Annotated in this window: 13 protein-coding genes; 10 read left to right on the top strand and 3 right to left on the bottom strand. The window is 72.3% G+C overall.

What is annotated here, in order from left to right:
* Positions 1–6: 6 nt before the first annotated feature.
* Complete coding sequence (locus ACIBN2_RS25955; protein WP_399137658.1) at positions 7–987, bottom strand: ATP-binding protein; 981 nt, start codon at positions 985–987, stop codon at positions 7–9.
* A 101-nt stretch (positions 988–1,088) separates the two neighbouring features.
* Here ACIBN2_RS25955 and ACIBN2_RS25950 point away from each other — a divergent pair, with 101 nt between their 5' ends.
* Positions 1,089–1,913 (top strand): oxidoreductase, encoded by an 825-nt coding sequence (locus tag ACIBN2_RS25950; RefSeq protein ID WP_399137656.1) that lies wholly within the window; start codon positions 1,089–1,091, stop codon positions 1,911–1,913.
* 389 nt (positions 1,914–2,302) lie between these two features.
* On the opposite strand, the gene ACIBN2_RS25945 is transcribed toward ACIBN2_RS25950, so the two are convergent.
* Positions 2,303–3,148: an HAD family hydrolase gene (locus ACIBN2_RS25945; protein WP_399137654.1), complete on the bottom strand. Its 846-nt coding sequence runs from the start codon at positions 3,146–3,148 to the stop codon at positions 2,303–2,305.
* A 562-nt stretch (positions 3,149–3,710) separates the two neighbouring features.
* Between ACIBN2_RS25945 and ssd the strand changes: the two genes are divergently transcribed.
* The 7 genes from ssd (at position 3,711) to ACIBN2_RS25910 (ending at position 8,713) form a co-directional block, all read left to right on the top strand.
* Entirely contained in the window at positions 3,711–4,823 is a 1,113-nt protein-coding gene (gene ssd, locus ACIBN2_RS25940; protein ID WP_399137652.1) for a septum site-determining protein Ssd, read from the top strand.
* A gap of 71 nt (positions 4,824–4,894) precedes the next feature.
* Complete coding sequence (locus tag ACIBN2_RS25935; RefSeq protein WP_399137651.1) at positions 4,895–6,049, top strand: TadA family conjugal transfer-associated ATPase; 1,155 nt, start codon at positions 4,895–4,897, stop codon at positions 6,047–6,049.
* Entirely contained in the window at positions 6,046–6,915 is an 870-nt protein-coding gene (locus tag ACIBN2_RS25930; RefSeq protein ID WP_399137649.1) for a type II secretion system F family protein, read from the top strand. The genes ACIBN2_RS25935 and ACIBN2_RS25930 overlap by 4 nt, the downstream gene beginning before the upstream one ends.
* Positions 6,912–7,700 carry a type II secretion system F family protein gene (locus ACIBN2_RS25925; RefSeq protein WP_399137647.1) on the top strand — a complete coding sequence of 263 codons (789 nt, stop codon included), beginning with the start codon at positions 6,912–6,914 and terminating at the stop codon, positions 7,698–7,700. Before ACIBN2_RS25930 ends, ACIBN2_RS25925 begins: the two co-directional genes overlap by 4 nt.
* A gap of 65 nt (positions 7,701–7,765) precedes the next feature.
* The gene (locus ACIBN2_RS25920) at positions 7,766–7,963 is read left to right on the top strand and encodes a DUF4244 domain-containing protein (protein ID WP_399137645.1); all 198 of its coding nucleotides are present in this window, start codon (positions 7,766–7,768) and stop codon (positions 7,961–7,963) included.
* Positions 7,950–8,327: a TadE family type IV pilus minor pilin gene (locus tag ACIBN2_RS25915; RefSeq protein WP_399137643.1), complete on the top strand. Its 378-nt coding sequence runs from the start codon at positions 7,950–7,952 to the stop codon at positions 8,325–8,327. Before ACIBN2_RS25920 ends, ACIBN2_RS25915 begins: the two co-directional genes overlap by 14 nt.
* Complete coding sequence (locus ACIBN2_RS25910; RefSeq protein WP_399137642.1) at positions 8,324–8,713, top strand: Rv3654c family TadE-like protein; 390 nt, start codon at positions 8,324–8,326, stop codon at positions 8,711–8,713. Before ACIBN2_RS25915 ends, ACIBN2_RS25910 begins: the two co-directional genes overlap by 4 nt.
* A 32-nt stretch (positions 8,714–8,745) precedes the next feature.
* On the opposite strand, the gene ACIBN2_RS25905 is transcribed toward ACIBN2_RS25910, so the two are convergent.
* On the bottom strand, positions 8,746–11,349 hold the full coding sequence (locus ACIBN2_RS25905) for a DEAD/DEAH box helicase (RefSeq protein ID WP_399137641.1): 2,604 nt from the start codon (positions 11,347–11,349) through the stop codon (positions 8,746–8,748).
* Between the two features lie 81 nt (positions 11,350–11,430).
* Here ACIBN2_RS25905 and bldG point away from each other — a divergent pair, with 81 nt between their 5' ends.
* Positions 11,431–11,772 (top strand): anti-sigma factor antagonist BldG, encoded by a 342-nt coding sequence (gene bldG / locus ACIBN2_RS25900; RefSeq protein WP_003975386.1) that lies wholly within the window; start codon positions 11,431–11,433, stop codon positions 11,770–11,772.
* A 121-nt stretch (positions 11,773–11,893) separates the two neighbouring features.
* Positions 11,894–12,325, top strand: coding sequence for an ATP-binding protein (locus ACIBN2_RS25895; RefSeq protein WP_399137639.1), 432 nt, complete (start codon positions 11,894–11,896; stop codon positions 12,323–12,325).
* Positions 12,326–12,591: the final 266 nt, after the last annotated feature.

Raw genomic sequence — 12,591 nt, 5'->3', positions numbered from 1 at the left:
CCCTGGTCACGCGGGGGTGGTGACGCCCTCGCCCAGCACGAACCCGGGGTCGACCTGCGCCGCCAGGTCGGCCCCCGTGCGTGCGTTGCCCCACGCGTCCGCGTTCTTCAGGTGGAAGTGCACCATCTGGCTCATGTAGCGCTCCGCGTCGCGCAGTTCGTACGTCGCGTCCGCGGCGATCCGCAGGGCGCGCAGGGCGCTGTGGTTGGCGTCCTCGAGGAGCTCGAACCGGGGCGGGCGGCCCTTCTCCATGGCGCGCACCCAGTCCGAGTGCCCGACCGTCACCAGCAGGTCGTCGCCGACCTCGGCGCGCAGGAAGTCGACGTCGTCCCGGCCCTGCACCTTGTTGCCGACGACCTTGAGCACGACGCCGAAGTCACGGGCGTACTCCTTGTACTGGCGGTAGACGGAGACCCCCTTCCGGGTCGGCTCGGCGACGAGGAACGTGATGTCGAAGCGAGTGAACATGCCGGAGGCGAAGGAGTCCGAGCCGGCCGTCATGTCCACCACGACGTACTCGCCGCGGCCGTCCACGAGGTGGTTCAGGCACAGCTCCACCGCTCCCGTCTTGGAGTGGTAGCAGGCGACCCCCAGGTCGGCGTCGGTGAAGGGGCCGGTGACCATCAAACGGACGGCGCCGCCGTCGAGTTCCACCGGCCGGGCGCAGGCGTCGTAGACCGGGTTGTCCTCGCGCACGCGCAGCAGCCGCGAGCCCTCGCCGGGCGGCGTGGTCTTGATCATCGTCTCGGCGGAGGCGATGCGCGGGTTGGAGCCGCGCAGGTACTCCTTGATCAGCGGCAGCCGGTCGCCCATCGCGGGCAGCGCGGCGGCCTCCGTCTCATCGAGGCCGAGCGCGGCGCCCAGGTGCTGGTTGATGTCCGCGTCCACCGCGACGACCGGCGCTGCGGTGGCCGCGAGATGGCGGACGAACAGGGAGGACAGGGTCGTCTTGCCGCTGCCGCCCTTCCCGACGAAAGCAATTTTCATGTTCACGAAGAGTAGTCGGTCGGTAGCTGTACGTGGCAGATGGGCGTGAAGAAGACCACTCAATCGTGGGGGGCGCCTCCGGTGTGGCTAGTGTCGTACTCATGAGTACGACAGGCGCGACCGCCGATCCGCTCGCAGCCCTGGGCTCGCTGCCCGGCGTGGCCGAGTCCGTGGAGTCCGTGCGCAAGGCAGTGGACCGGGTCTACGGGCACCGGGTGATGCGGCGCCGCAGCAACGAGATCACCTCCGAGGCGGCGCTGCGTGGCGCCCGTGGTTCCGCGGCGCTCTCGGGCGCCGACTGGGAGCTGGAAGAGGTGCGCCGGCGCAGCGACTTCAGCGGTGACGACGACGCGCGCGTGGTGGGCGCCGCGCTGCGGCTGACCGCGGAGGCGGGCCAGCTGCTGTCCATCTGGCGGCAGTCGCCCCTGCGGGTGCTGGCCCGGCTGCACCTGGTGGCCGCCGCGGCCAACGGCGACGAGGTCGGCCGGCCGCGGCAGGCGGGCGAGCCGGTCGACGAGCCGCTGATCGAGCTGGACCTGCCGGACGCCGACGAGGTGCAGGGCCGGCTGGATGGCCTGTCCGAGCTGATCATCGCGGGCAGTTCCGCCCCGGCCCTGGTCATGGCAGCCGTCGTCCACGGCGAGCTGCTCGCGCTGCGTCCCTTCACGTCACGCAACGGTCTGATCGCGCGCACCGCCGAGCGCATCGTCCTGGTGGGCAGCGGCCTGGACCCGAAGTCGGTCTGCCCGGCGGAGGTGGGCCACGCCGAACTGGGCCGCGCGGCCTATCTCGCCGCGCTCGACGGATATGTCTCCGGGACACCCGAGGGCATGGCCGCCTGGATCGCCCACTGCGGCAGGGCGGTCGGGCTGGGCGCGCGTGAATCGACGGCCGTATGTGAGGCGTTGCAGCGCGGGGCGGCGTAGGGGGAGCCCGAAAAGAGATGCGGCGGTACGAGAATTCGTACCGCCGCTGGCATGCCCACCGGGGTACCAAGCGTCCTCGATATGTTGCCCATCAGGTCGGGACTTTGCCCGTCACCTGGTGCGGCTGGCCCGTAATCGACGGGTCGACGTCGCGTGGGTGCTCGGTGTTCATGCTCGGTCCGTGGGGCCAAATGCGTTTCTAAGGTGATCCTTTCGGATGTCCTTGGTCTCGCGGGCCGTTAACCCCTTTGTACTCCAGGACCGAAGCAAGCGGAAGCCCTGGCCGCACTTCTTTACTTTTGGTCTCAAATAGGTTGCAAACGGGCGCCGGCATGTCGAACGAAGCGTGAATGTCGCGGATTCAACAGGTTGTACCGTGATTTCGCGGCTCAAAGAGGCATTGCCCGGCGGCGGTTGGCGTACCAGACGAGACCCGCGGTCGCGGCAGCGGCACCTATCGCGGCGGCCGCGACGAGAGCCGGACGGGGCGGTACGGAGAACCCCGGGATCCGCTGCTTGAGCCGGACCGGACGGTGGAAATCGAGGATCTGCCACCCGCGCGCGAGTGCCTCGCGGCGCAGTGTGCGGTCGGGGTTGACGGCGTGCGGATGACCGACCGCCTGGAGCATCGGGAGGTCGGTCACCGAGTCGCTGTAGGCGTAGCAGCGATCGAGGTCGTACCCCTCCGACACGGCCAGTTCCTTGATGGCCTCGGCCTTCGTCGGGCCGTAGGCGTAGTACTCCACCTCTCCGGTGAAGCAGCCGTCCTCGCCCACGACCATCCGCGTCGCCACCACGCGGTCCGCGCCGAGCAGCTCGCCGATCGGCTCCACCACCTCCGCGCCGGACGTCGACACGATCACGACGTCGCGGCCGGCCATGTGGTGCTCCTCGATCAAGGAGGCGGCCTCGTCGTAGATGATCGGGTCGATCAGGTCGTGCAGGGTCTCGGCGACGATCTCCTTGACCTGCTGGACGTTCCAGCCGCGGCACATGGCGGAGATCTGCTCGCGCATACGCTCCATCTGGGCATGATCGGCGCCGCCCAGGAGGAAGACGAACTGGGCATATGCGGTACGCAAGGCGGTCCTGCGGTTGATCAGACCGCCTTGGTAGAACGACTTGCTGAACGTGAGCGTGCTCGACTTCGCAATGACCGTCTTGTCCAGGTCAAAGAAGGCCGCTGTGCGGGGCAAGGAGTGGTTTTCCACGCCCCGAGCATAGGCGCAGCCCATTCGGCGTAAGGTGTGGCGCGTGGGTTTGCCTGAGAGGGCTCTCGGGTACACCATGGAAGTCACGGATCGTTCGCGACCGTGCTAACCCGGTCCGGCTCCTCCCCCCCCGAGTCGGCCGTGGAGACGACCCCCACTCTCCCCCCCGGTGGGGGTCGTCGCATGTCCGGGTGGGTTTTTCCTTTTTTCATGCGGTTGTACGGCCGCTGTCCGGCGGTCACGGCCGCCTCGTCGTCATGCCCTTGATCCGTCACTGTATGTAGCCGTCGGGCTGCTCTGCGGCAGTCGCGCGAGGGCCTGTGCGGGGCCCACCGGTAAGCGTGACGGCGATATTCACAACCACCGAGTTGTCCACAGTTATCGACCAAGATCCACACGATTTCCGGGACCGCTGCACGGTGATTCAAACGCGCCTCGCCCGGGCCGAGTTCATGGCCGGTTCCGGTTTGTCGGGCGGGTTTGGCCGGTTCGTATCGGCCGTTCATATGAAGGCCGGTCGCCGGTTCTTCGGATGTCTGGGAATCGCGTGGCCGCAGGGGCTGCGCGAGAGATGCAGCGAAGGGGGATGGAAACCGTGACCGGAGCCGTCACGCACGAACCACCGTCCGCCGCCTCGGGGCGGCAGGCCGGACCACTGATCGTCACGGAGGACGTCGAACTGCTCGACGACCTCTTGCGCCTGTGTGCCGCTGCGGGCGCGACACCCGAGGTCCACCCCTCGTTCCCGGAGCGCGCCGGCAGCTGGGAGGCCGCGCCGCTCGTCCTGGTCGGCGACGACGCCGCGCGGCGGGTGCGCGGGGCCGCGCGGCGGCGAGGGGTGGTGCTGGTCGGCCGCGACCAGGACGATTCGGGGGTCTGGCGCCGCGCCGTCGAGATCGGCGCCGACCACGTCCTGATGCTGCCCGACGGCGAACAGTGGCTGGTCGACCGCATCGCGGACGTGGCCGAGGGGGTGGGCCGGCCCGCGCTCACGGTGGGCGTCATCGGTGGGCGCGGCGGAGCCGGGGCGTCCACGCTCGCGTGCGCCCTCGCCGTCACCTCCGCGCGGGAGGGACTGCGCACGCTGCTCGTGGACGCCGATCCGCTGGGCGGCGGACTGGATGTCCTCCTCGGCGGCGAGAGCGCCGAGGGGCTGCGCTGGCCCGCCTTCGCCGCCTCCCGCGGCCGGGTCGGCGGCGGCGCCCTGGAGGAGTCCCTGCCGGAGCTCCACTCCCTGCGCGTGCTCAGCTGGGACCGCGGCGACCGCATTGCCGTCCCGCCCCAGGCCGTCCGGGCGGTGCTGGCCGCGGCCCGGCGGCGCGGCGGCACGGTGGTCGTCGACCTGCCGCGCCGTGTCGACGACGGCGTCGCCGAGGCGCTCGCCCAGCTCGACCTCGGGCTCCTGGTGGTCCCCGGCGAGCTGCGCGCAGTGGCGGCGTCCGGGCGGGTGGCATCCGCCGTCGGCATGGTCCTGCGCGACCTGCGGATCGCGGTACGGGGTCCGTACGCGCCCGGACTCGACGACCGCGAGGTGGCCCGGCTGCTCAAACTGCCCCTGGCCGGCGAGCTGCCCGTGGAGTCGGCGCTGTTGCGCCCCGGGGAGGGCAAGGCGCCGCCCGCGGCCGGTGGCCGGGGCCCCCTCGCGCGCTTCTGCAGGGAGTTCTGGGAGAGGTCCCTGGCGGAAGCGGGTGCCGCATGAGCACGGGAGCGAAGGCGCCGCGGGCGCTGTGGCGGCCGGGTCGCGCGGCGGTTTCCACAGAGGGGGCGGACATGCCGCCCGGGCTCCTGGACGGCGTACGGCAGTGGCTGGTCGAGAGCGGGGCCGAGCCGACACCCGCGCGCGTGGCGCAGGCACTGCGGGAGCAGGGGCGGGTGCTCGGGGATGCCGAAGTCCTGGGTGCGGCCACCCAGTTGCGGTCCGAACTGGTCGGCAGTGGGCCATTGGAAGCGCTGCTCGCCGATCCGTCGGTGACCGACGTGCTGGTGACGGACCCGGACCGGGTCTGGGTGGACCGGGGCGGCGGACTGGAGCTGACCCCGGTCTCCTTCCCTGACGCGGCGGCGGTACGACGGCTCGCCCAGCGGCTGGCCACGGTGGCCGGCCGGCGGCTCGACGACGCGCGGCCGTGGGTCGACGCCCGGCTGCCCGACGGGACGCGCCTGCATGCGGTGCTGCCGCCGGTGGCGGTGGGTTGCACCTGCCTGTCGCTGCGGGTGGTGCGACCGCGTGCGTTCACGCTCGACGAACTGGTCGCGGCGGGCACGGTGCCGCCGGGCGGGGAGCGCGTCCTTCGGGCGCTGATCGAGGCACGGCTGTCCTTCCTGATCAGCGGCGGGACCGGCAGTGGCAAGACGACTCTGCTGAGCGCGTTGCTGGGGCTGGTCGGACGCGGCGAGCGGATCGTGCTCGCGGAGGACTCGGCGGAGCTGCGCCCGGACCATCCGCACGTCGTCCGCCTCGAGACCAGACCCGCCAACCAGGAGGGCGCGGGACGCGTCACGCTCCAGGACCTCGTACGGCAGGCGCTGCGGATGCGTCCGGACCGGCTGGTCGTGGGCGAGGTGCGGGGGCCCGAAGTGGTGCATCTGCTGGCGGCGTTGAACACCGGTCATGAAGGCGGCTGCGGCACGTTGCACGCGAACGCGGCCGCCGACGTGCCGGCCCGGCTGGAGGCGCTCGGCACGGCGGCCGGGCTCGACCGGCCCGCGCTGCACAGCCAGTTGGCGGCGGCGTTGTCGGTCGTCCTGCATCTCGTGCGGGACCGGTCCGGGCGACGGCGGATCGCCGAGGTGCACGTGCTGGAGCGGGATCGGTCGGGGCTGGTGCGGACGGTACCGGCGCTGCGATGGCGCCCGGAGGCGTTCGCGTACGAGCGGGGCTGGGAGCGGCTGCGGGGGCTGCTGCGGAACGAGGGGGAGCGATGACGGCGATGAGCGGGACGGCCACGGGCGCCGCCGTGATGTGTGCCGGTGCGGCGGCCCTGCTGATGAGCGGGTGGCACTCCGGGGCGCGGCGGGCCCATCTGCTGCTGGCGGGTGGCGGGGCGGCGGCGAGCGGGCCGCCGGCCCGCCGGGACGTGGCCGGGGGACTGCGGCGGGTTCGCGGGCGGCTGCGGGCCGAGTGGTGGGCCCTGGCCGCCGGGGTACTGCTGGCGGTGCTGGGCACATCGGTGCTGCCGGTCGTCGCGGGGGCGGCCGGGGTGCCGTTGCTACGACGGCTGCGGCTGGCCGCGCAGGCGCGGCGGGCGCGGGAGCGTCGCCGGGAGGGGGTGATCGCGCTGTGCGGGGCCCTCGCCGGGGAGGTGCGGGCAGGGCGGCAGCCGGGTGAGGCGCTGCTGAGCGCGGCGCGGGACTCCGGCGGGGTCGGGGGCGCGCAGGCCGCGGTGCTGGCGGCCGCGCGGTTCGGCGGTGACGTGCCGGGTGCGCTCGCGGTGGCGGCACGGCAACCGGGCGCCGAGGGGTTGCTGGGTCTCGCCGCGTGCTGGCGCGTGGCCGTGGACCAGGGCGCGGGCCTCGCGGCCGGGCTCGACCGGCTCGAAGGGGCGTTGCGCGCGGAGCGGGATCAACGCGCCGATCTGCGGGCGCAGTTGGCGGGGCCGCGGTCCACGGCGGTGATGCTCGCGGGACTGCCCGTCGTGGGCCTCGCCCTGGGTGCCGCACTCGGGGCCGATCCGCTGCATGTCCTGCTGCACACCGGGGCCGGGCTGGGCTGCCTGTGTATCGGCGGTGTGCTGGAGGGCCTGGGGTTGTGGTGGGCGATGTGGATCGTGCGGCGGGCGGAGGCGGCATGAGCGCGGAAGTTGTCCACAGGCTGGGGGCGAGTGTGGGGGTGTTGCTCGCCCTCGGGTGGCTGCTGCGCCGGCTGGAGGCGGTACGGCGGGAGCGGAGGGTGGCCCGGCGGCTGGCCGCATTGGTGGCGGACGCCGAGGAGATGCGCCGCGGGCCTCGTTTCGAGGTGCGGGACACCTTGCGACGGTGGCTGCCCGCGGCGGGGGTCGTGTGCGGAGGGTGGGTTCTGGTCGGCGGCCTCGCCGGTGTCGTCCTCGGGCTGGCTGCCGCGGGCGCTCTGTGGCGGTGGCGCGGGAGGCAGGCGGCGGCGTGCGGTGAGGAGGCTGACGATCCGGCAGAGGCGGCCCGTCAACTGCCGCTCTCCGCCGATCTGGTGGCCGCCTGCATCGCCGCCGGGGCGGGGCCCGTGCCCGCGGCGCGGGCCGTGGGCGAGGCCCTGGGCGGGCCCGTCGGGGACGCGCTTGCGCGAGGCGCGGCCGAGGTGCGGCTCGGCGGCGAACCGGCCGAGGCCTGGCGGAGGCTGGCCGCGCTGCCCGGCGCGGAACCGCTGGCACGGATGCTGGAGCGGGCCGACGTCTCCGGGCTGCCGGCCGCCACGCCCGTCGCGCGGCTCGCGGCGGACATCCGCGCCGACTGGGCCCGCACCGCGACGGCACGGGCACGGCGGGCGTCCGTCATGGTCACCGCACCGGTGGGGCTGTGCTTCCTGCCCGCCTTCATCGCGGTCGGCGTCCTGCCCGTGGTGATCGGGCTCGCGGGCGGGGTGCTGGGAGGGGGTGGTGGATGACGGAAGCGGGGCGGTCGGTGTCGGACGGCAGATGATCAACAGGACTGAACCTGACGGGGGTTGAGATGAGCAAGGCAGTACGGGCGCTGGTGCGCAGGGCAGAGGCGGCTCGGCGGGATGCCGGGATGGTCACCTCGGAGTACGCGATGGGGATCGTCGCAGCGGTGGCCTTCGCGGTGGTCCTCTACAAGGTGGTGACGAGCGGTCAGGTCAGCGCGGAGCTGCAGGGCATCGTGGAGCGGGCGCTCGATGGGCGGATGTGAGCGGCGACGGGAGCAGGGCACGGACAGGGGGTTCGTGACGGCGGAGTCGGCCGTCGTGCTGCCCGTGCTGGTGATGTTCACGACGGCTCTGGTGTGGGGGCTGCTGTTGGTGGCCGCGCAGATCCAGTGCGTGGACGCGGCGCGGACGGGGGCGCGTGCGGCGGCCCGGCAGGATCCGGCCGACTCCGTGGTCGAGCTGACCCGCGCGGCGGCCCCGCACGGAGCGCGGGTCACGATCGGCCGGGAGGGGGACCAGGTCCGGGTGGTCGTGGTGGCGAGGCCGCCGGTGCTGCGCGGTCTGCCCTTCGACGTACGGGAGGAGGCCGTGGCTCAGGCGGAGGAGACGGTGGGGGTGGGAACGTGAAGCGCGGTCGCGGGAGCCTCTGGTGGGCCTACGGGCGGGGCGGTGACCGTGGTTCCGCCACCGTCTGGAGCGTCGGCGCGGTCGCCGTGCTGTGCGTGGTGTTCGGCGTCGTGCTCGCCCTGGGGCAGGCCGTCGTGGTCCGGCACCGCGCGGCCGGCGCCGCGGACCTCGCGGCGCTCGCCGCGGCGGACCACTGGGCCGACGGCGGTCCGGCGGCCTGCGCCAGGGCCGGGCGGCTGGCCCGGGCCCAGAGCTCCCGGCTGGTGCGGTGCGTGGTCGTGGGCGAGATCTCGGACGTGACGGCGGCGTCGGGACGGGGGCCGTTCGCGGCGGAGGTCAGGGCACGGGCGGGGCCTGCGGGGCCGGCGCCGCGGACGCCTCCGTGACGGGCTCAGGGCCGGCTGTCCCCTCCGGTACTTCAGCCACCGGCTCTGTCTCGGCTCGGTCTCGGTGCACCCGCCGCGGGCTCCCTCTCGGCTCGGTCCTCCACTGCTTCCGCCACAGGCCCCGCCACGGCTCGATAAGCCGGTCCGTCCGGCGCCTCCGGCGCAGCACCAGCGTCGGCCGGCTTCTCCTCCGGTGCCCCTCGCAGCAGCACCGTGAGCAGCCGTACCGCCCCCCTCTTGTGCAGCGGGTCGTTGCCGTTGCCGCACTTGGGGGACTGGATGCAGGACGGGCAGCCGGCCTCGCACTCGCAGGAGGCGATGGCCTGGCGGGTGGCGGTGAGCCAGGCGCGGGCGGTGTGGAAGGCGCGCTCGGCGAATCCCGCGCCACCCGGATGGCCGTCATAGACGAAGACCGTGGGCAGGAGCGTGTCGGGGTGCAGCGGGACGGAGACGCCGCCGATGTCCCAGCGGTCGCAGGTCGCGAAGAGCGGCAGCATGCCGATGGAGGCGTGCTCGGCGGCGTGCAGGGCGCCGCCGAGGATCTCCGGGTTGATCCGGGCCTCGTCGAGCTGGTCCTCGGTGACCGTCCACCACACCGCGCGGGTGCGCAGCGTACGAGGAGGGAGGTCGAGTTTCGTCTCGCCCAGGACTTCGCCGGTGATGAGCCGGCGGCGCAGGAAGGAGACCACCTGGTTGGTGACCTCGACGGAGCCGTAGCAGAGGCGGCCGGAGCCCCAGGGGATCTCGGTGTCCGTCTCCAGGACGGCGATGGACGTCGTGTCGCGGGCGACGGTGGAGTACGACGGGGCGGCCTGCTCGACCAGGGCGACGGAGTCGTCCAGGTCGAGTGAGCGGACCAGGTACGTACGGCCCTGGTGGAGGTGGACCGCGCCCTCGTGGACGGCCGTGTGCGCGGCGCCCTCGTCGACCGTGCCGAGCAGCCGGCCCGTGCCGGACTCGACGACCTGGACCGGCCGGCCGCCCCCGCCGCGGATGTCGGTGAGGTCCGCGGCCCGTTCCCGGCGCGTCCAGTGCCAGGCGCTCGTCCGGCGGCGGAGCAGCTTCGCGGCCTCCAGCTGGGGGAGCAGGTCCTCGCAGGCGGGGCCGAAGAGCGCGAAGTCCTCGTCGGTGAGCGGCAGTTCCGCGGCGGCCGCGCACAGGTGCGGGGCCAGGACGTAGGGGTTGTCGGGGTCGAGGACCGTGGACTCCACGGGCTGGTCGAACAGGGCCTCGGGGTGGTGCACGAGGAAGGTGTCCAGCGGGTCGTCGCGGGCGACCAGGACGGCGAGCGCACCCTGCCCGGAGCGTCCGGCGCGGCCCGCCTGCTGCCACAGGGAGGCGCGCGTGCCCGGGTAGCCGGCGATCACCACGGCGTCCAGGCCCGAGACGTCGATGCCGAGCTCGAGGGCGGTGGTCGCGGCGAGGCCGAGGAGTTCGCCCGAGTGCAGGGCCTGTTCGAGGGCGCGGCGCTCCTCGGGGAGGTAGCCGCCGCGGTAGGCCGCCACGCGGCGGGCGAGGGAGCGGTCGATCTCGGCCAGGCGTTCCTGGGCGATCACGGAGATCAGCTCGGCGCCGCGCCGCGAGCGTACGAAGGCGACCGAGCGGACGCCCTGCACGGCGAGGTCGGTGAGCAGGTCGGCCGTCTCCGCGGTGGCGGTGCGGCGGACCGGGGCTCCCTTCTCGCCCTGCATCTCCGTGAGCGGGGGCTCCCAGAGGGCGAAGACCAGCTCACCGCGCGGGGAGGCGTCGTCGGCCACCTCGACCACCGGGAGGCCGGTCAGGCGGCGGGCGGCCACCGAGGGCTCCGCGGCCGTCGCGGAGGCCAGCAGGAAGACCGGGGAGGCGCCGTAGCGGGCGCACAAGCGACGCAGCCGGCGCAGCACCTGGGCGACATGGGAGCCGAAGACGCCCCGGTAGGTGTGGCACTCGTCGATGACGACGTACTTCAGCGACTTCAGGAAGGAGGACCAGCGGGGGTGGGACGGGAGTATGCCGCGGTGCAGCATGTCCGGGTTGGTGAGGACGTAGTTGGCGTACTGGCGGACCCACTCGCGTTCCTCGAACGGGGTGTCTCCGTCGTACACCGCGGGTCGGACGGCATTTCCCAGAGATTGTGAAAGTTCCTTCACCGATCGGCACTGATCGGCCGCAAGAGCTTTCGTCGGGGCCAGGTAGAGCGCGGTGGTGCCGCGCCCGTTCGGGGCCTCTGAGCCGTCCAGGAGTGTCGAGAGCACCGGGACCAGATAGGCGAGGGACTTGCCGGACGCCGTGCCCGTGGCGACCACGACCGAGTCGCCGTCCAGTGCGTGCTCGGCGGCGCGTGCCTGGTGGGTCCAGGGGTGTTCGATGCCGCACGCCTGCACCGCGGCGACGACCTCCGAACGAATCCGGTCAGGCCAGACGGCATGACGGCCCACGCGCGGGGGCAAGTGCTCCGTATGAGTGATGCGCGAAGCCCGGCTCGGCCCGGAGGCGAGCCGGCCCAGGATGGTGCCTGGTTCCGGCCGGGATTCGGGCCCCGTCGGGGATCGATCGGATCGGTGATTCTTGGCCATCGGCACCGAGTGTGTCACCGGCGTGACGGACAATGGGACCAAGGCGTCGTGCACGCCTGCCGTTAAGTGATTGAATGCCATCGCGGCTGGCGAACCGTTCCGGGGGCTGAAGCCCAGATGTCCCAAGGGGCGACCGCTCGATAGCAAGGTGCTGGAGGATCCGTGGACCTGTCTCTGTCGACCCGTACCGTCGGCGATCGTACGGTCGTCGAGGTCGGTGGCGAAATCGACGTATATACCGCGCCCAAGCTGCGCGAGCAGCTGGTCGAGCTGGTGAACGACGGGAGTTTCCACCTCGTCGTCGACATGGAGGGCGTGGACTTCCTCGACTCCACCGGGCTCGGCGTACTGGTCGGCGGACTGAAGCGCGTGCGTGCCCATGAGGGCTCGCTGCGCCTGGTCTGCAACCAGGAGCGCATTTTGAAGATCTTCCGCATCACTGGTCTCACCAAGGTGTTCCCGATCCACACCTCGGTCGAGGAAGCGGTGGCGGCGACCGACTGACCACCACCGCCCCACGGAGCGGGAATGGACCGCTCCAGGGACGGAAGCAGCTTCATGGGGGGTCCGGGCTTTCGGTAGCCCGGTCCCCCCGACAGCACGCCCGTAGTTCTGAGGGGGATGCATGGCCACCGTTGAACTCCGCTTCAGCGCGCTGCCCGAGCACGTCAGGACCGCCCGGTTGGTGGCGGCAGCGGTGGCGCGCAGGGCCGGAGTGGACGAGGCCGTCCTCGACGAGGTCAGGCTCGCCGTCGGCGAGGCGTGCACCCGTGCCGTCGGACTGCACCAGAGCGCCGGGATCACCACGCCGGTGAAGGTGCAGCTGGTCGAGGAGGAGAAGCAGTTCTCCATCGAGGTCGGCGACGAGGCGCCACGCACGGCCCCGGGAGACCGGGCGCCCGGCTCTCACGGTGACGACATCGAGAGCGACGAGGACGAGATGGGCCTCGCGGTCATCAGCGGTCTGGTGGACGACGTCGAGGTCACCGCCGGCGAGCACGGCGGGCAGATCCGTATGACCTGGCCGACCACGCCGCCCACCGCGGTGCTCCCCTGACCGCACCCTCGTAGAATGTCCCAGGGCCCTGCTGAGCAGGGCCCTCGCTGTTTTTCCGGGTGTTCCCCGCGAATTCGTGAAGGAATTCACGATCAATCAGCCGATCATTTGATCAAGCGCCAATCTGAGCGTCAATGCTTTTGAGGCATTACCTCTTTCGGGTTCTGTGGCCTGATGTCGATCATTTGCTGTAGAGCATGTGAAGGCTAATTCCGTTTACCGTGGTCTGTTTTGATCAGGTCGAGGTACCTAGAATCCGTCCACAT

It is taken from the genome of Streptomyces sp. NPDC050534 (assembly GCF_044457745.1).
Taxonomy (GTDB): Bacteria; Actinomycetota; Actinomycetes; order Streptomycetales; family Streptomycetaceae; genus Streptomyces.
Note: the sequence above shows the minus strand (reverse complement) of the source record. Positions and strands in the feature narration are given on the sequence as shown.